The organism is Clostridium sp. UBA7503, from assembly GCF_002477055.1.
GTDB lineage: Bacteria > Bacillota > Clostridia > Clostridiales > Clostridiaceae > Clostridium_J > Clostridium_J sulfidigenes.
The window spans coordinates 118,753-137,076 of sequence record NZ_DLNT01000021.1 but is presented as its reverse complement, the minus strand read 5'-3'; the positions used below and the strand labels follow the sequence as shown (position 1 = coordinate 137,076).

General features: G+C 31.0%; 16 protein-coding genes and 1 pseudogene. 14 read left to right on the top strand and 3 right to left on the bottom strand.

The genetic code is table 11. The annotated features are described in order from the left end of the window. Positions 1-162 precede the first annotated feature (162 nt). Positions 163-3,681: a pyruvate:ferredoxin (flavodoxin) oxidoreductase gene (gene nifJ, locus B3630_RS06175; protein WP_346896466.1), complete on the top strand. Its 3,519-nt coding sequence runs from the start codon at positions 163-165 to the stop codon at positions 3,679-3,681. A gap of 54 nt (positions 3,682-3,735) precedes the next feature. On the opposite strand, the gene B3630_RS06170 is transcribed toward nifJ, so the two are convergent. Continuing rightward, on the bottom strand, positions 3,736-3,867 hold the full coding sequence (locus B3630_RS06170; protein WP_346896464.1) for a hypothetical protein: 132 nt from the start codon (positions 3,865-3,867) through the stop codon (positions 3,736-3,738). A gap of 146 nt (positions 3,868-4,013) precedes the next feature. Beyond that, on the bottom strand, positions 4,014-4,934 hold the full coding sequence (locus B3630_RS06165; RefSeq protein ID WP_346896462.1) for a CPBP family intramembrane glutamic endopeptidase: 921 nt from the start codon (positions 4,932-4,934) through the stop codon (positions 4,014-4,016). Positions 4,935-5,190: 256 nt separating this feature from the next. On the opposite strand from B3630_RS06165, the gene aroB reads away from it, so the two are divergent. From aroB to B3630_RS06120, 9 genes are all read left to right on the top strand, one after another. Beyond that, entirely contained in the window at positions 5,191-6,252 is a 1,062-nt protein-coding gene (gene aroB, locus B3630_RS06160) for a 3-dehydroquinate synthase (protein ID WP_346896460.1), read from the top strand. Positions 6,253-6,263: 11 nt separating this feature from the next. Beyond that, positions 6,264-7,547 carry a 3-phosphoshikimate 1-carboxyvinyltransferase gene (gene aroA / locus B3630_RS06155; RefSeq protein WP_346896458.1) on the top strand — a complete coding sequence of 428 codons (1,284 nt, stop codon included), beginning with the start codon at positions 6,264-6,266 and terminating at the stop codon, positions 7,545-7,547. After that, complete coding sequence (aroC, locus tag B3630_RS06150) at positions 7,525-8,601, top strand: chorismate synthase (protein WP_346896456.1); 1,077 nt, start codon at positions 7,525-7,527, stop codon at positions 8,599-8,601. The genes aroA and aroC overlap by 23 nt, the downstream gene beginning before the upstream one ends. A 35-nt stretch (positions 8,602-8,636) precedes the next feature. After that, a complete protein-coding gene (locus tag B3630_RS06145; RefSeq protein WP_346896454.1) occupies positions 8,637-9,143 on the top strand; it encodes a shikimate kinase in 507 nt (168 codons plus the stop codon). A 95-nt stretch (positions 9,144-9,238) separates the two neighbouring features. Then, positions 9,239-10,393 carry a helix-turn-helix domain-containing protein gene (locus B3630_RS06140; protein WP_346896452.1) on the top strand — a complete coding sequence of 385 codons (1,155 nt, stop codon included), beginning with the start codon at positions 9,239-9,241 and terminating at the stop codon, positions 10,391-10,393. A 141-nt stretch (positions 10,394-10,534) separates the two neighbouring features. Further along, a complete protein-coding gene (locus B3630_RS06135) occupies positions 10,535-11,026 on the top strand; it encodes a sigma-70 family RNA polymerase sigma factor (protein WP_346896450.1) in 492 nt (163 codons plus the stop codon). Beyond that, positions 11,023-11,691 carry a zf-HC2 domain-containing protein gene (locus tag B3630_RS06130; protein WP_346896448.1) on the top strand — a complete coding sequence of 223 codons (669 nt, stop codon included), beginning with the start codon at positions 11,023-11,025 and terminating at the stop codon, positions 11,689-11,691. The genes B3630_RS06135 and B3630_RS06130 overlap by 4 nt, the downstream gene beginning before the upstream one ends. 176 nt (positions 11,692-11,867) lie before the next feature. Continuing rightward, positions 11,868-12,047 (top strand): hypothetical protein, encoded by a 180-nt coding sequence (locus B3630_RS06125; protein ID WP_346896446.1) that lies wholly within the window; start codon positions 11,868-11,870, stop codon positions 12,045-12,047. Positions 12,048-12,420: 373 nt separating this feature from the next. After that, complete coding sequence (locus B3630_RS06120; RefSeq protein ID WP_346896444.1) at positions 12,421-12,630, top strand: hypothetical protein; 210 nt, start codon at positions 12,421-12,423, stop codon at positions 12,628-12,630. Positions 12,631-12,698: 68 nt separating this feature from the next. Here B3630_RS06120 and B3630_RS06115 read toward each other — a convergent pair whose 3' ends face one another. Next, positions 12,699-13,205, bottom strand: a complete 507-nt coding sequence (locus tag B3630_RS06115; protein ID WP_346896442.1) for a ferritin-like domain-containing protein — start codon at positions 13,203-13,205, stop codon at positions 12,699-12,701. 564 nt (positions 13,206-13,769) lie between these two features. Between B3630_RS06115 and B3630_RS06110 the strand changes: the two genes are divergently transcribed. The 4 genes and pseudogenes from B3630_RS06110 (at position 13,770) to glpK (ending at position 18,315) form a co-directional block, all read left to right on the top strand. Beyond that, positions 13,770-14,429 (top strand): CPBP family intramembrane glutamic endopeptidase, encoded by a 660-nt coding sequence (locus B3630_RS06110; protein WP_346896440.1) that lies wholly within the window; start codon positions 13,770-13,772, stop codon positions 14,427-14,429. Between the two features lie 149 nt (positions 14,430-14,578). After that, the gene (locus B3630_RS06105) at positions 14,579-15,886 is read left to right on the top strand and encodes a hypothetical protein (RefSeq protein WP_346896438.1); all 1,308 of its coding nucleotides are present in this window, start codon (positions 14,579-14,581) and stop codon (positions 15,884-15,886) included. Positions 15,887-16,011: 125 nt separating this feature from the next. Then, a complete protein-coding gene (locus B3630_RS06100; protein WP_150845407.1) occupies positions 16,012-16,569 on the top strand; it encodes a glycerol-3-phosphate responsive antiterminator in 558 nt (185 codons plus the stop codon). A 249-nt stretch (positions 16,570-16,818) separates the two neighbouring features. Beyond that, positions 16,819-18,315 (top strand): annotated as a pseudogene (gene glpK, locus B3630_RS06095) (glycerol kinase GlpK). The last annotated feature ends 9 nt before the right edge of the window (positions 18,316-18,324 follow it).

The window sequence follows — 18,324 nt, the reverse complement described above, 5'->3', positions numbered from 1 at the left end:
ATACATAATATCCACCTATTTAGCTCAACATATAAATGGTATAAGAGTAAAATTAAAGATTTATAACTTAGAGAAAAGTAACAAAAGGATATTGAGGCATTAGATATATGTCTAAATACCTTCATACCAATATATTTAAACTGTAAGAAAAGAGGTAATAACATGAGAAAAATGAAGACTATGGATGGTAATACAGCAGCAGCACATATATCATATGCATTTACAGAAGTAGCTGCTATATTTCCAATTACACCATCTACACCTATGGCTGAGCTAGTAGATGAATGGGCCGCTAAGGAAAGAAAAAATATATTTGGTCATCCTGTTAAAGTAGTAGAGATGCAATCTGAGGCAGGGGCAGCTGGAGCATTGCATGGTTCCTTACAAGCAGGAGCTCTATCATCTACATATACAGCATCACAAGGCCTATTACTTATGATACCTAACATGTATAGGATGGTAGGAGAAAGATTACCTGGAGTTATACATGTTGCAGCTAGAGCTCTTACTACGTCATCCTTAAGTATATTTGGTGACCATCAAGATGTTATGGCTACAAGACAAACAGGATTTGCAATGCTTGCAGAAGGTTCTGTTCAGGAGGTTATGGATTTAGCAGCAGTAGCACATTTAAGTGCTATAAAGGTTAGAATGCCATTTCTTAGTTTCTTTGATGGCTTTAGAATTTCCCATGAAATACAAAAAGTTGAGGTTATAGAACAGGAAGAACTTGCAAAACTAGTAGACTATAAAGCTATTGATGAGTTCAGAAAAAATGCTTTAAACCCAGATCATCCAGTTACAAGAGGAACTGCTCAAAACCCTGATTTATATTTCCAAATGTGTGAATCACTTAATAGATATTATGAAGATATACCTACTGTAGTAGAAAATTATATGAGTGAAATAACAAAACTAACAGGAAGAGAATATCACTGTTTTGATTACTATGGATCACCGGATGCAGATAGGATAATCATATCAATGGGTTCTGTATCTGAAGTAGTTGAGGAAACCATAGACTATCTGAGTGCTAAGGGAGAAAAGGTGGGTCTTGTAAAAGTAAGACTTTATAGACCTTTCTCTATAGAGAAATTTATAAAAGTTATACCAAGTACAGTTAAGAAGATAGCAGTACTCGATAGAACTAAGGAGCCAGGTTCCATAGGGGAACCTCTTTATCTAGATGTAGTAAGAGCACTATTTGGAAAAGAAAATGTTCCATTAGTAGTAGGCGGAAGATTTGGACTTGGTTCAAAGGATCCAATTCCAGCTCATATAGCTGCCGTATTTGAAAACTTAAAGGAAGATAAACCTAAGGATAGATTTACTATAGGAATAACTGATGATGTTACAAACTCATCTTTATTGCCAAAGGAAGATATAGATGCTACGCCAGAAGGAACAACTTCTTGTAAGTTCTGGGGATTAGGGTCTGACGGTACCGTTGGAGCTAATAAGAGTGCTATAAAGATTATTGGAGATCATACAGATATGTATGCTCAAGGATATTTCTCTTATGATTCTAAGAAATCAGGTGGAATAACTATTTCTCACTTAAGATTCGGTAATAAACCAATTAAATCGCACTATACCATTGATAAAGCGGATTTTATTGCTTGTCATAATCAATCTTATGTCTATAGTTATAACTTATTACAAGGGCTAAAAAAGGGCGGAAAGTTTCTTTTAAATACTCAATGGACAGAAAAGGATTTAGAAGATAGATTACCAGCTGACTTAAAAACATATATATCAGAAAATAATATAGAGTTTTATACCATAAATGCAGTTAAAATAGCCCAAGATATTGGGTTAGGTGGAAGAATAAACATGATAATGCAAGCTGCTTTCTTTAAGATAGCAGATATCATACCTATTGAAGATGCGGTAAAATATTTAAAAGAAGCAGTTATAACTTCCTATGGCAAGAAGGGTGAAAAAGTTATAAATATGAACCATGCTGCCATTGATTCAGGAATAAATTCTATAACTAAGGTAGAAGTTCCAAGTAAATGGAAGGATGTTAAGGATGATAAGTTGGATATAAAGAAGGAATATCCTGCTTTTATTAAGGATATTGTAGTACCAATGAATAGAATGGAAGGAGATAATATTCCAGTTTCTACATTGGTTAGAGAAGGAGTAGATGACGGTACTTTCATGGCAGGTACTACTGCTTTTGAGAAGAGAGGAATAGCAGTAAATGTGCCACAGTGGATTCCAGAGAATTGTATTCAATGTAATCAATGTTCATATGTATGTCCACATGCCACTATTAGAGCCTTCCTGTTAGATGAAAAAGAAAAGGAAAATGCTCCGAAGGATATGAAGTTACTAGAAGCTAAAGCTCTTAAAACTGAACCTGCAATGTTTTTTCATATAGGAGTTACACCTTTAGATTGTACTGGATGTGGAAACTGTGCGGAGGTTTGTCCAGCCAAGGAAAAAGCTTTAGTTATGAAGCCTCAGGATAGTCAACATGATCAAATAGAAGTTTGGAATTATGCTGTAGAAAACATTGCAAACAAGAAGAATCCATTGAATAAAAGTACTGTGAAGGGTAGTCAGTTTGAGCAACCTCTACTTGAATTCTCAGGTGCATGTGCAGGATGTGGAGAAACTCCATATGCTAAACTTGTAACTCAATTATTTGGAGATAGAATGATGATAGCTAACGCTACTGGTTGTTCATCAATTTGGGCAGCTGGAGGACCATCAACAGCCTATAGACCAAATAAAGAAGGCTATGGACCAGCATGGGCTAACTCACTCTTTGAAGATAATGCTGAGTATGGTTTTGGGATGTTCATGGCTGTTAAAACTATAAGAGAAAGAGTTGCACAAAACATAAGAGAAGCTCTTGACAGTAGCATTTCAGAGGCAGCTAAACCAGTGTTACAGGATTGGTTAGATAACATGGATAAGAGTGAAGGTACAAGAGATAGGGCAACTAAGTTAACTCAAGTTCTTCAGAAAGAAAATAGTGAAATAGCTAAGAAGATACTAGAAGATAAAGAATTCTTTGTTAAGAGATCTCAATGGTTATTTGGAGGAGATGGATGGGCTTACGATATAGGATATGGTGGCCTTGACCATGTATTGGCATCAGGAGAAAATGTAAATGTATTAGTCTTTGATACAGAAGTTTATTCTAATACAGGAGGTCAATCATCAAAATCAACTCCAACTGCTGCAGTAGCTAAGTTTGCAGCATCAGGAAAGCGAACTAAGAAGAAGGATTTAGGAATGATGGCTATGAGCTATGGTTATGTATATGTAGCTCAAGTATCCATGGGAGCAGATAAAAATCAAACTGTTAAAGCCATAGCTGAAGCTGAAGCTTATGATGGACCATCATTAATAATAGCCTATTCTACATGTATTAGTCATGGTATTAAAGCTGGAATGTCTTATTCACAAGAAGAACAGAAGAGAGCAGTAGAGTGTGGATATTGGACTTTATATAGATATAATCCAGATTTAAGAGGAACTAAAAATCCATTCTCCTTAGATTCAAAAGCACCAAATGGAAGCTTTAAAGACTACTTATTAGGTGAAGTTAGATATGCATCCTTAGCGAAGGTATTCCCAGAAGTGGCAGAAGAATTATTTGCAAAGACAGAAGCAGATGCCATGGAAAGATATAATACCTATAAGAAGTTATCAGTTCAAGAATAAAAAATTAGAAGGCCATGTCATAGTGATGATATGGTCTTCCATAATTTAAATGCATTATGAATTTTTATTGATATAAATTTTTAATGCTTTAATTACAAGTATAAGTACATAAAGACCTAAACCCCAAAATAATAAAATTATTGGTAAAACAATTAACATAGGAATAAAAGCAAATAAAGTCTCCATAAAAACCCCCCTATAATAAATTAAATTTATTTTTTATATATAATCCCATGAACCCCCATGGTTACAACAGCTAGTAAAATAGGAATATATATAAGTAGTGATATAGTTCCATATATAACTATATCATAATTTTTATATATAATAATTTAAAATGATTCATCAGATGCTTTAGAAACAGAATTTTTAGGGACAAATATCACAAGCAATATAGATACAATTAATACAATTGTACAAGCAAGGCCACCTTCAGCTCCAAAGTTACCACCAGAAAGTAAAGAGTAACTAAAGCTATTAACTTTCAAAATAGAAGGTCCTATGTTCATTCCACTAACAAGAATTCCATATATATTACCTTGAGCAAAGTTCCACATGGTATGAATTGCACATACTCCAATAATATTATCTGTACGATAAGCATAAACGGAAAAGAATATGCCAACTAAAATAATATTAATCATTGGTAGTATAGAAAATCCTGAATTGAAAATATGGAGAAACCCAAATAAACAGGAATTCAAAATAATACCGAGAACAATTCCATTTTTAGCAGCAATAGAAGTTAATAAAAAGCCTCTACATAAAAATTCTTCGCTGGCACCTTGTATCATAAAACCGATAAAGAAAAGAATAATTATAGGAAGAGAAGACAGGGTAACCTTAACAAAGGTTAATTGCCCAGAAATCATTAGAATCAAAACAACAGTACTAAACATAATAAATCCTACTATTAATCCAATTCCATATTCTTTAAATGCACCTTTTTTTATTAATCCCATAGAGCGAAGGTTTCTTTTTTCGCTAAATTTGCAGTATAAAATACAGATGATAATTAAAAATACAGTACCAAATAAATCTATAAGATTTAGAGTTTCATTAGCTATAGTCATAGATAATCCATTGGATTTAATAATGCTTATAATACCTATTATTGACATAGGAATCACAAGTATAAATTGACTTACTAAAATAAGAACTAAGGATATAAGTAAGTTGAGAAACGGATTATGTTTGAGTTTAGCTTTTTTTGCTTCCTCAATCATAATAGAAGGTGTGTTAAAAAATTTCATAAAAATCCCCCAATTAAAATTATAAAGCATATACAATGATGTATATGTAACATTATATTATATTTTACACTATTTATATTAATGTACAATATATATAATATAAAATGAGTAATTTAATACATAAGTTTCTATTAATGATTTCATATGTGAAAATATAATTCATTAATGTATAATAATTAGTAATAAATAACTTATAATAACAGTAAGTAACTATTTAAAATAAAAGGAGAGAACAATAAAGCGGAGGAAGATAATTATGAGAAATTTACAAATAAACCTTCCCAATAATCAATATGAAATTCTTATTAAATCAGGAATTATAAACAGTATAGGTAAAGAGATTTCAAAGATTTATAAAGGAAATAAAATAGCTTTAATTACTGATGAAAATGTAGATGAATTTTATGGAGATATAGTTAAAAAGTCTTTAGAGGATAATAATTTTAAAGTTTTAAAGGTAGTTTTGAAACCTGGTGAAGGTAGTAAATCAATGGAATCTTTAATGAAGCTTTATAATGAACTTTTAGATTTCAAGCTAAATAGAGGAAATTTAGTTATAGCTTTAGGTGGAGGAGTCATTGGAGATTTAGCAGGCTTTTGTGCAGCCACTCTCTTAAGGGGAATTCCTTTTGTTCAAGTTCCAACATCACTACTTGCCCAAATAGATTCATCAATAGGAGGTAAGGTTGCTATAGATTTACCTAGAGGAAAAAACTTAATAGGTAATTTTTATCATCCTAGGGCAGTATATATTGATCCTCAGGTGCTTAAAACCCTAGAGAAGAGATATGTAAATGATGGATTAGGTGAAGCTATAAAATATGGATTAATAAAGGATAAACAGCTCTTTGAAAAGTTTGAAAGTATAGAAAGCTATGAAGTTTTATTTGAATATATAGAAGATATAATATATAAATGCTGTAATATAAAAAAACAAGTAGTAGAGCAGGATGAAAAGGACAAGGGAGAGAGGATGACTTTAAATTTTGGTCATACTATAGGTCATGCTATAGAAAAACTTGAAAATTACAAGGGCGTTTCTCATGGAGAAGCCGTGGCTATAGGGATGTATTCTATAGCGCTTAGATGTGAGGAGCTAAATATATGTAAGGATGGAGTTGCTAATAGAATAAAAAGATTACTAGATAAATTTAACTTGCCCTATGATTTCCAAGGAAAGACCAGGGAAGATATTATTGATGCTATTTCAGTAGATAAAAAGACAATAGGAAATTTTATAAACCTAATTCTTATTGAAGACATAGGTAAGGTTTTTATTCATAAGGCTAGCCATGAAGAATTAAAAAAGTTTATTTAGGAGGAAAAGCGGTGGATAAAATTATAATAAAACCCAAGGTACTTAAAGGGAATATAGTTGTTCCTCCTTCTAAGAGTTTAGGACATAGAGGGATAATAGCTACTGCGCTAAGCAGAGGAATATCTAGAGTGGATAATATACAACTCTCTAAGGATATTGAAGCTACTATGGAGATAATGAAGGAGTTAGGAGCAGTTGTTAACATTGAAGGTCATAGTTTGCACATTGATGGAAGGAAGATGTTTTCCTATGAAAAGAAACTAGATTTAAGGTGTAAAGAATCTGGCTCCACCCTAAGATTCCTAATTCCACTAGCTTTAACTAAAGAGGGGGACTATATATTTCATGGAGAAGGAAAGCTGATTTCAAGACCACTAGAACCATATTATGAAATCTTCGAAGAAAAGGGTATAAAATACTCAACAGAAGATGGCGGTTTGCCTTTGAAAGTAAGGGGAAAACTTACTAGTGGTACATATAGAGTTAGGGGAGATATAAGCTCACAATTTATAACAGGGCTACTGTTTTCTCTTCCCATTTTAGATGGTAATTCTAAAATTGAGATAACTACAAAACTAGAATCTGAGGGATATATAGATCTTACTTTAGATATTTTAAAGGATTTTGGCATAGAGATAGAAAATAATAATTATAAAGAGTTTAATATTAGAGGAGCTCAAAAATATAATAGTAGAAATTATTATGTAGAGGGAGATTATTCACAGGGAGCCTTCTTTTTAGTAGCAGGAGCATTAGGTTCTTCTATAGTGTGTTCTGGTCTAAATAAGAATTCCCTTCAAGGAGATAAGGTCATATTAGATATTCTAGAAGCTATGGGGTGTAGTATGGAAGAAAGTGAAGAAGGTATAAAAGTAAAACCTTCTAGGACTAAGGGCATAGAGATAGATGCCTCTAATTGTCCAGATTTAGTTCCAGTTCTTACGGCTCTTGCTAGCCTTTCAGAGGGGGAAACTAGAATAGTAAATGCTAAAAGACTTAGAATTAAAGAGTGTGATAGACTACATGCTATAACTAAAGAGTTAAATAAACTAGGAGCAAATATAATAGAGTTAGAAGATTCTTTAATAATATCAGGAGTTAATGAATTAAAGGGTGGAGAAGTTGATTCCCACAATGATCATAGAATAGTAATGGCCTTGGCTATAGCAGCTACAAGAGCTAAAGGTAATGTAATCATAAATAATCCTATGGCCATAGAAAAGTCTTACCCTAATTTCTTTAAGGATTATTTTAAATTAGGGGGTGAATGTGATGAGTTCAATTATAGGGAATAAAATAAAAGTATCAATTTTTGGAGAATCCCATGGTGATGCCATAGGAGTTGTTATAGATGGGTTACCAGCGGGTCATAGGATAAATTTTGACTTTGTTCATGAAGAAATGAGAAGAAGAGCACCAGGTAAAGATTCATTGTCTACTTCTAGAGTAGAAAAGGATATGCCTAAGGTTTTAAGCGGGATTTTTGAAGAAAGAACTACAGGAGCACCACTATCAGCCATAATTGAAAATAACAATACTAAATCTAGGGATTATTCAGAGCTTAAGGTAAAGCTAAGACCTAGCCACTGTGATTACCCAGCTGTGATTAAATATGAAGGATATAATGACTATAGAGGTGGAGGACATTTTTCTGGTAGGCTCACAGCACTTTTAGTCTTTGCAGGAGCAATATGTAAGGAAATTTTAAAAGAACATGATGTGTATATAGGTTCACATATAAAGTCTATAGGAAAGATAAAAGATCATGGCTTTGACAAAGTAAATATAAGAAAAGAATTATTACAAGAATTGAGGGAGGATAGATTTCCTACCTTAAATAAGATTATTTCCGAAGAAATGAAAAAAGAAATTTTAGCGGTTAAAGCTTTAGGAGATTCTATTGGAGGTATTATAGAAGGCGCTGTTATTAACCTGCCAGTAGGACTTGGAAGTCCAATGTTTCACTCAGTAGAAAGTATATTATCCCATATGCTTTTTTCTATTCCAGCAGTTAAGGGAGTAGAATTTGGAGAAGGATTTAATATCTCAACCCTAAGAGGTAGTGAGGTAAATGATCAGTACTATATTGAAGGCGAGGATATAAAAACCTATTCTAATAATAATGGGGGAATTCTAGGTGGAATTACTAGTGGAATGCCAGTTACATTTTCAGTAGCATTTAAACCAACGCCATCTATAGCTTTACCACAGAAAACTGTAAACATGGAGACCAAAGCTGATGATATTTTAGAAATTAAGGGAAGACACGACCCTTGTATAGTACAAAGAGCAGTGCCAGTGGTGGAGTGTGTCACTGCCATTGCTATTTTAGATATGATGCTTCAGTAGAATAATATATAGGTATTCTAGAAGGGAGAATAGTTTTGAATAATATCATATTAATAGGTCTATCAGGATGTGGGAAAACATGTCTAGGTAATATAATTAGTAAAGAGGAAGAAATAAGTTTTATTGACTTAGATGAATATATAGAAGAAAAAAACAATATGACTATAAAGGATATGTTTAATATTAGTGAAGAATTCTTTAGAGAAAGGGAAACAGAAGCAGCTAAAGAGGTTTCTAAACTAGAAAATACTCTTATAGCCACTGGTGGTGGAGTTATAAAGAGAAAAGAGAACATGGATGCTTTAGGAAGAAGTGGATGTATAATATTTATAGACAGAAAACCGGAAAAAATAATAGAAACTTTAGATATATCAAATAGACCGCTTTTAAAAGAAGGAAAAGAAAAGATATATGATTTGCATAAAGAGAGATATATGCTCTATAAAAAATATGCTCATATTACTATAGATAATAATGGTAGCAAGAATAAGGCTATTAATATTATAAAGGATATAATTAAAATTAAGCTCCACAAGGGTTAGTATTAATAGATATATTCCTTAAATCTTATATATTTATAAAGTCATATATGGATCCTTTTTAATATTATATTAATATAGGGAGTTGAGGTGAGATCATGGATACTAAGAAAATACTGTCTATCATAAAACGGCAAGAAGGATTAAAGCTAGATTTTAAACAAAAGCTTTCTTTAGATTTTGAAAGTGGAAAAAAGGAACTAGCTAAAGACGTTTGTGCCATTGCTAATTCAAAGGGTGGAAGAGGATATATAGTTGTAGGTATTGAGGATAAAACAAAAGAGTTAATAGGCTTAGATGAAAGTGAGGTTTTCACAGAAGAACAAGTGCAGCAAATAATATCCTCTAGATGTGAGCCACCAATCCCAATCTCTGTAGATGAGTATAATATAAGTGAAAAAAGGATTTGTATAATTACAATATATGATGGAGAACAAAAGCCATATCAACTTAAGGAGAACGGAGCATTTTATATCAGAAGAGGCTCTACTACTGATACTATGAGGAAACAAGAGCTAGTAGAAGCTTTTGAGGAGAATTTAGATTTTTTTATTGAAACTTCACAAGTGGTGAGAAGTGATATAAATCTTATAAATATGGAGATAGTAAAAAAATATTTTCATAAAAAAGGTATAGTTATAAATAGTTCTAATGAAAAATTTCTTATGAGAAGTGCAGGAATATCATACACAGATAATGATACTGGAGAAGAGAAATGTACCTTGGGAGGTCTTTTAGTATTCTCCGATAATAATAGTCTTTGCATACCTCAAAATATGATCAGGATAACTAATAATTTAGGGAAGGTAAAAGAACGAGTAAATGTTGTACAAGGTAATCTTCTATCTATGATAGATAAAAGCGAAGATATATTAAGAAAAATATTGCCCAAGAATTATCCTATAGGAGCTATAGTTGAGGCAATAAACAATGCAGTACTTTATAGGGAGTATTCTTCTATAGATAGAGTTATAGAGGTAGTAATATCTAGAAACAGTATAATAGTTAATAGCCCAGGACAAATGATACAGAACAATTCCACAGGAAAAAGAATTAACTATAATAGAAGAAACATGTGGCTTTATGAAAAACTAGTAACACTAGATGAAAATAAAAGATTTTTAAACAATGAAGGTGGATTTGGAAGGATAAAAAAGCCTTTCAAAAAAAATGTGACCTTTATAAACTCTAGAGCAGAAGATTGTTTTAAGGTAATCTTACCAGGAACAAAACTCTATGAAGGTAAAAGATAGTGATTAATAAGGTTAATTAGCAGTAAGTTTATAATCCTTATAAGTAAAAGATTAGACGATAAAGTAAGAATTAGAATTTATCGTCTAATTTTTTTGTAACGAAATTAATATTTTACGTACTTACTATTAGGAGGTGAAAATGTGGAAGATATAGAAGTATACTATAAAAACCATGGGAAAAAGGTGTATTACTATTTATTATCTATGGTACATGATGATAATTTAGCAGAAGAGCTAACACAGGAAACTTTTTATCAGGCTATGAAAACTATTAATAAATATCGTGGGGATTGTAAACCTTCTGTATGGCTTTGTCAGATTGCTAAACATGTTTGGTACAAACACCTTGAAAAGAATAAGAAATATGAAACTATTTCAATGGAAGAAATAAAAATAGATATAATGGATTCTTATGATCTAAATTCTGAGGTTATGAATAGATTTGATAAGTTAGCTTTTTATAAGAAGTTGCGGGAATTAGATGATAATATGAAAGAGGTTATTTATTTGCGAATTTCGAGTGATCTATCTTTTGCAGAAATAGGTGAAATAATAGGGAAATCAGAGAACTATTCAAGGGTAATGTTCTATAGGGGAAAAAAGAAGTTAATGGAAGGAGATCTGACAAAATGAAAATAAATTGCTATATAGTAAAAGATTTATTGCCAAGTTATGTTGATAATTTGACAAGTGATGAAACCTGTAAAGATATAGAAGAGCATCTAAAAGAGTGTAAAGATTGTAATAAAGAATTTCAGCAAATGATAAAACCTATGTCTGTTACAGATAAAGAGAAGCAAAACAATACCAAGGAAGTACATTATTTTAAAAAATGTAAGAAAAAATATTCAACCATGGTTAAGTTATTGATTGCAATAGCAGTTATATGTGCATTGCTATTTGCAGGATTAGTTATAATACTAACCTCGGCATATCATCAGCAGTATAATAATAAAGGCGTAGGTAATTATTTGCATATGAGTATAGAAGAGAATGAAAGTATCGATTTTATTGGGGATTATGATGATTATAATATATATACATATAGATTAGAAGAAGCATACTTTATTGATTTTTTTGCAAATCGAATAGAAATAAAAGATGCATTTCAAAATGGTAAAACATCATTAAAAGATATGACTAAACATTTAGAACTAGTAAATGAAGAAAATGGTAATAAGATATATGAATTTGAAAACTATCAAATTATTTTTAGTAAGGAGATATGTGTAATAGCTCCATTATCTATAAAGGGAGAAGTTATAATTCAAGCTGTTGAAGACTACGTAACAGAATAAGATTATTTGTTCACCAATTTTGCTATTAAGTTGGAATTTCATGCACAGAATATAGAATTTTGTGCATTTTTCTATAAAATAAGCTGATTACAGGTTACAATGTGGTTATTAAAATCAATACCCTTTAAGTGGAGATAGATTTAGTAGTTTAGCCATTGAAAGGAGGAAAAAAGATAATGAAAAAAGTAATGTGGTTAGGTCTTTCTATAGAAATAACAGTATTGATAATAATGTTATTATTTGTTGTATTCAAGAAGCCAGTACCAGGAGTACTCGTTGGTATTTTTGTAGCTGGAATGTTAACAAGTATAATATCTTCATTTTTCGTACAACGAGAGAAGATTAAAGAAAATTAAACTATTTATCTGTACAAAATTTTATATAGGAAATTAGTCATATTTTAAACTATGAAACTAGTTAAATATAATCCTAGGTAACTATATAACTTTTTAACTAGTTAACTAGTTGTTGTCACCTTGGGGGTTTGCGGGTTTTTTGAATATTTTATTTATTAATGAATAGAAATTTATATTAATTTAAGTGGAGGAGCAAAATGGTTAGTTGAAATTAAATAAAAAGTATTAAACTAAAAGGAGAAAAATTATAATACGAATTATTTATCAGGATTTACTGTAATTTTAACCTGTTTTTTTACCTTCTACTGTTTTTATGAATCTATGTTTTCAATACACTTATGTGATAGTGATAATATTAATAAGGAAGATTTCAATGAAGTATTGTATTTTTATTCCATGGAAAGTAATTGGATTTATATTTGAAGAATTACTTCTAGGAATAATATCTGTTGGTATTACAATACAATTTCAATGGTCCTGGCCAATTATGTTAATATTGTATATAGCACTTAGTAGTATAGGACATTTTATTATTTTGACAATTAAAAGTAAAGAAGAAATAAAAGAAGAGTATTTTAATTAAGGAGAGAACCCATTACAGATTGAGTATATACATTCTGTAATAGGCTCTTTAAAATTCAGAGTAGGAGCCTACCTTCTTCTACAGACTTCATTATAAAGTAAAACTAAAGTTTTAATGTGAACTTCTTCGTCCTTTACTATTCTTTCAAGTATTTCTGTTACCTTTTCATCTTTAATTAATTTTATAGTTTCTTTATATTGTCTAATGGTAGCTTTTTCACCGTCTATATCTTCACGAAGCATGGAGGCTAGATTTGAGCCATATTCAATAAATTTAGGTGTCCAATGTCCTTTATTAATTTCAAATCTAGGATTTCCACCAAGAGCTATGATAAGTTTCCCCAAGATTTCTAGGTGCTCCAGTTCTACCCTAGCTATATCCTTTAAGCAATGGGATACATCTTCAAATTTTTCAGACATAGCTAGGCTGTGATATATATATTGATTTACATAAGTTAGTTCTGAAATAGCACCAGCATAGTTAATTTGTATTAAGTGTACATAAGATTTATTTTTATCCTTGCAACCTATTTCTGGATAAGGTAAATCTGCTTTATATATATTCTTAGCTTCCATAGCATATCTCCTTAAAAATTTTTACCATATATAATATGGGGATGAATATATTTTAGTGAGAGTTATTTATTACTATTGTTGAAAAAATAACATAACATATATCTAAAAATGTAGTTTTTATCTATAAGGCTTAATCCTAGTTGTATAAAAGGTTCAAATGGAGTGGAATATTGGAAATGTGGAAGACCAAAAGTTAAGAAAAAGGGAAGGGTTATAAGAAAAATTTGCAAAGGGAAGTTAATGAGAGGATGCCTTGACTGTTCTTATGTGGAAGTCATATACTTAATTTATAAAATTATACTTTTTAATTAAAAACATATTTAAGTTTATAAAAGTTGGAAATTTTTACATTAAAAATAATTGTACGAATTATTTAATATCCATAAGAGACAAAGGAGGGGGTTAGCAATTTAGGTCTAGTAATTGATTGTCATATAAATTTAAGTCATGACATGCTAAAAATTCAACTTAAGCTGTAACTTAAATTTATGTACTATTTTTAACTGACAACATTGGAATTAAGCCAACTTAAATTATAAAATACATAAAAAGGGGAGACTTTAGATGAAAATTAACAAAAAAATCATATATCCCATAGCTCTTATAGGTATATATATGGTGTATTTCTTTTTCTTAGTAAAATACTTATATAATAATGATTTACTTATAGGTGTTAATAGTATTACTAAAGCAAATATTGGAATACAATTATTAGGTGACTTTCTAGCTAACTTACTTATTGTAATAATTATTATGTCAATTATGCTTAGAAGAAAACAATCATTAAATATAGCTGGAACAACGAGAAATGGCAAGATAGTTGCTTGTATTTTATTTGCAATTTATATAGGAATATTTTTTATCAAAGGTGATTTTTCACTAGCAGGTATATATAAGCCCTTCTTTTTTCTAATTGTTGTAGGATTTTCAGAAGAGTTTATTTTTAGGGGATACTTATTTACAGAATTAGATAAAGAGCTACCAACATATTTAGCCATAATAATCAGTGGGATGATGTGGGGTGCTATGCATGCTGCAATTCCAATTGCTGTAAATAGCTATTCAGGTATCCAATCTTTCAGTGCTATTATATCAACCTTTGGAGGATATACTGCCGCTGGAGCAATATTTGCTTTATTATATAAAAAGAGTAATTCTTTGATAGTTCCTATTTTAGTACATGCACTATTAGATTTTTATCCTGTATTGATGAACAAGATATAACTATTATCTTGAAAAGTTCGCAGTGTAAACATATTCATTGTATAAGTTTAACTAATAAACAGTAAGAACATACATAATTTATTTTTAAAATATAATATTGCCAAGTGAACTATTGATATAGCTATTATATAGAAAGGAAGAAAGTTATTATGAAAAAAGTGAGTGTAAGATTACTATCAATTTTCTTAATACTAGGTATATTATTAACTGGATGTAAGAAAGAGGAGCGTTCAATTGAATTCTCTGATAAAAGTTTAGAACAATCACCTGAGAATAGAAAAATCATGCAAGAGTATTTAAAAGAAAACTATAGTGCTATAGATTTAGAAGATGAAAGTGAATTTAAAGATTTAGACATTATGGATTCAGGTATAGAGGGAAAGGAAATCTTTTTTACTGCAGAGCTTCATGGCACTAAGGCTAATGAACAATTAAACATGAAATTCTTAAAATATTTTAAAGAAAAAACAGATTTTAAATATTATTTATGTGAACTTCCCTATAGCGATGCTTATTTTATAAATAAGTATTTAGATACTGGGGATATAAAAATATTAGAAGATATATATAAGCCACTAAAAGGAACATTTGGATGGAATAAAGATGGTTATAACCATTGGAAGAAATTATATGAGTATAATAATACTCTACCTAAAGAGAGTAGAATAGAGGTTATAGGTGTGGATATAGAACATCAACCAATTAATGCCTATAGGTTTATAGTAGATATTTTACCAGAAAAGGAAGCTCCTGAAGAAATAAAAGCAGTAATAGATAGGATTAAAAGTACATTTAATGATTTAGATAAATTTGATGAAACTTTTGCTCAATATTCAAAGGAATTGCAAAAGGATATAGAAAATAAGGAAGATATGTATAGAGAGTATCTTGGAGAAAACTTTACTGGTTTTAACCTTGCAAATTTGAACATATTAAATAAAGTGAATATAGATAATCATACTGAAGATCAAGTGGATTGGAATAATACTAGAGATAAAATGATATATGAAAATTTTCAAACTCTTCAAAAGGAATTACCTAAGGGGAAATATTATGGACAGTGGGGACTTAACCATACATTTCAAAGTAAAGAAAAAGATAAGATGTGGTTTGCTGCCTATTTAAATTCTGATGACTCAATATTTAAAGATAAGATTTTGACAGTGATATATAATTACGATAGTTGTGAGAGAATGGGTAAATCAGGAGATGGTGGCTATACCACCAATGAGCTCCATGTTGTTTATCCACAAATCAAGGAAACTAATGATTTATTAGAAGGCAATTTGAATATTTATAAATTAACGGGTAAGGATTCACCTTTTTCTGAAACACCAATGTATTATACTAATAATAACCTAGAAGAGCTAGAAGCAAGTATGTTAGATTTTTTTCAATATATCGTTTGTATAAGAAACTCTAAAGCAACAGAACCACTTAATGATGAATATAATTAAGTGATGATGACTTTAATTATAATTTCTGAGGCTATCAAAATAAAATTTTAGCTTAATTGACAAAAAAATTTAAACATGTAATAATTAAAAAAACATGTTAAAACAGTTCCGAAAGGGAGTTAAGTATGGATTTAATAAAGTTATTAGAGGAAAATCCTATAATAGCAGCAGTTAAGAATGAGAGTGAACTAGATATAGTACTAGATTCAGATGTTCAGGTAATATTTGTCCTATTTGGTGATATACTTAATATTAAAGAAATAAGTGAAAAGATAAATTCTAAAAATAAGATAGGTATTGTTCATATCGATTTAGTAGATGGTATTACTAATAGAGAAGTTGGAATAAAGTACTTAAAGAAAGAAACTCAGTTTAAAGGCGTAATAAGTACAAAACCTCAGGTAATTAAATATGCTAAGGCTTATGACTTGTTAGCAATACAGAGAGTATTTATCTTTGATACTCTTTCACTAAATAATGCAATAAAGCATCTAGGAGAGGCCTGTGATGCTATAGAGATATTACCAGGGGTTATACCAAAGGTTATAGAAAAACTTGCAGAAAAGTCTAATAAACCTATAGTCGCTGGAGGACTTATTGAAAGTAAGGAAGAAATAATTACAGCTTTAAAATCAGGAGCAACCTGTGTATCTACTACAAAAGAAGAAATTTGGGCTATGTAGGCTAAGAGTGATGAGAGAGGCTACATAAGACTAGAATGCTAGTTTTATGTGCCTTTTTATTATTTATAAGAATGATTTTATCCGATGACTACCAGCTCTAATACTCCTACCTTCTTCAAAGTGGGAGTAAAGAGCTGTTACGTCCCTGGATAACGATTTCTAAGCTTCAGAGGGAGTAAAGACTCCCTCTGAAGCAAAGAATTCTGTTTAAACATAGATATTTAAGTAATTTATGGATGGAGGATTAAAATGGCAGATTATATAATTGCATTAGATCAAGGAACTACAAGTTCTAGAGCGATAATTTTTGATAAGGAACAAAACATATTAGGGGTGAGTCAAAAGGAATTTACACAAATATATCCTAAAGAAGGATGGGTAGAACATGATCCTATGGAGATATGGAGTAGTCAGTACTCTATGCTTCAAGAGGTTATGGCAAAGTGTAATATATCACAAAAGGATGTAGCTGCTATTGGAATAACTAATCAGAGGGAAACTACTATTGTATGGGATAAAAACACAGGGATGCCAATATATAATGCAATTGTATGGCAATGTAGAAGAACAGCTCATATATGTGATGAGTTAGTAGATCAAGGTTTTAGTGAATATATAAAAGAAAATACAGGATTATTAATTGATGCATATTTTTCTGGAACAAAGATTAAATGGATTTTAGATAATGTGGACGGAGCGAGAGAAAAGGCTGAAAGAGGAGACCTTTTATTTGGAACTGTAGATACTTGGCTAGTATGGAAGCTTACTAATGGAAGAGTTCATGTTACAGATTATACTAATGCTTCAAGGACTATGCTCTATAACATCAAGGAATTAAAATGGGACGAGAAAATATTAGATATATTACAGATTCCTAAATCTATGTTACCTGAAGTTAAAAATTCCTCAGAGGTATATGGTCACACTAATTTAGGTGGAAATGGAGGAATTAGAGTTCCTATAGCTGGAATAGCAGGAGATCAACAGGCAGCTTTATTTGGTCAGGCGTGTTTTGAAAAGGGAAGTGCTAAAAATACTTATGGTACAGGATGCTTCTTATTAATGAATACCGGTGATGAGATAATTAGAAGTAAAAATGGATTAATAACTACTATTGCCATAGGAATAGATGGAAAGGTTCAGTATGCTCTTGAAGGTTCTGTATTTGTTGGAGGAGCAGTTATCCAATGGCTTAGAGATGAATTAAGAATGATAACTGATGCTGTGGATACTGAGTACTTTGCTAATTAGGTAGAGGATAATGGGGGAGTATATGTAGTTCCTGCTTTTGTAGGACTTGGAGCACCATACTGGGACATGTATGCAAGGGGAGCAATCTTTGGATTAACCCGTGGAGCTAATAGAAATCATATTATAAGAGCTGCCTTAGAGTCCATAGCCTATCAATCAAAGGCTGTTATTGATGCCATGGCTGAGGATGCTGGCTATAGAATTGAAAAGCTAAAGGTAGATGGAGGAGCAAGTAGAAATGGATTTTTGATGCAATTCCAATCAGATATTATATGTCAAGAAGTTACTAGACCGATAATATCTGAAACTACGGCCTTAGGGGCTGCATATTTAGCTGGTCTTGCAGTAGGTTTTTGGAAGAGTAAAGAAGAAATTGCAGAAAAGTGGTTTGCTAGTAAGACTTATACGCCAAACTGCGATAAAGAGACTTCAGAGAAACTTTATTCTGGATGGGAAAAGGCTGTGGCAAGGACTAGACAATGGGAAGAAGATTAGTTAAATTTA

Excerpts from the sequence above, each read along its gene's own strand:
- B3630_RS06130 (WP_346896448.1), top strand. The coding sequence starts at position 11,023 with ATGAAAATAAATTGCTATATAGTAAAAGATTTATTGCCAAGTTATGTT.
- aroC (WP_346896456.1), top strand. The coding sequence starts at position 7,525 with ATGAGTTCAATTATAGGGAATAAAATAAAAGTATCAATTTTTGGAGAA.
- B3630_RS06165 (WP_346896462.1), bottom strand. The coding sequence starts at position 4,934 with ATGAAATTTTTTAACACACCTTCTATTATGATTGAGGAAGCAAAAAAA.
- B3630_RS06100 (WP_150845407.1), top strand. The coding sequence starts at position 16,012 with ATGGATTTAATAAAGTTATTAGAGGAAAATCCTATAATAGCAGCAGTT.
- B3630_RS06110 (WP_346896440.1), top strand. The coding sequence starts at position 13,770 with ATGAAAATTAACAAAAAAATCATATATCCCATAGCTCTTATAGGTATA.
- B3630_RS06105 (WP_346896438.1), top strand. The coding sequence starts at position 14,579 with ATGAAAAAAGTGAGTGTAAGATTACTATCAATTTTCTTAATACTAGGT.
- nifJ (WP_346896466.1), top strand. The coding sequence starts at position 163 with ATGAGAAAAATGAAGACTATGGATGGTAATACAGCAGCAGCACATATA.
- B3630_RS06140 (WP_346896452.1), top strand. The coding sequence starts at position 9,239 with ATGGATACTAAGAAAATACTGTCTATCATAAAACGGCAAGAAGGATTA.
- B3630_RS06115 (WP_346896442.1), bottom strand. The coding sequence starts at position 13,205 with ATGGAAGCTAAGAATATATATAAAGCAGATTTACCTTATCCAGAAATA.
- B3630_RS06170 (WP_346896464.1), bottom strand. The coding sequence starts at position 3,867 with ATGGAGACTTTATTTGCTTTTATTCCTATGTTAATTGTTTTACCAATA.
- B3630_RS06120 (WP_346896444.1), top strand. The coding sequence starts at position 12,421 with ATGAAGTATTGTATTTTTATTCCATGGAAAGTAATTGGATTTATATTT.
- B3630_RS06125 (WP_346896446.1), top strand. The coding sequence starts at position 11,868 with ATGAAAAAAGTAATGTGGTTAGGTCTTTCTATAGAAATAACAGTATTG.
- aroB (WP_346896460.1), top strand. The coding sequence starts at position 5,191 with ATGAGAAATTTACAAATAAACCTTCCCAATAATCAATATGAAATTCTT.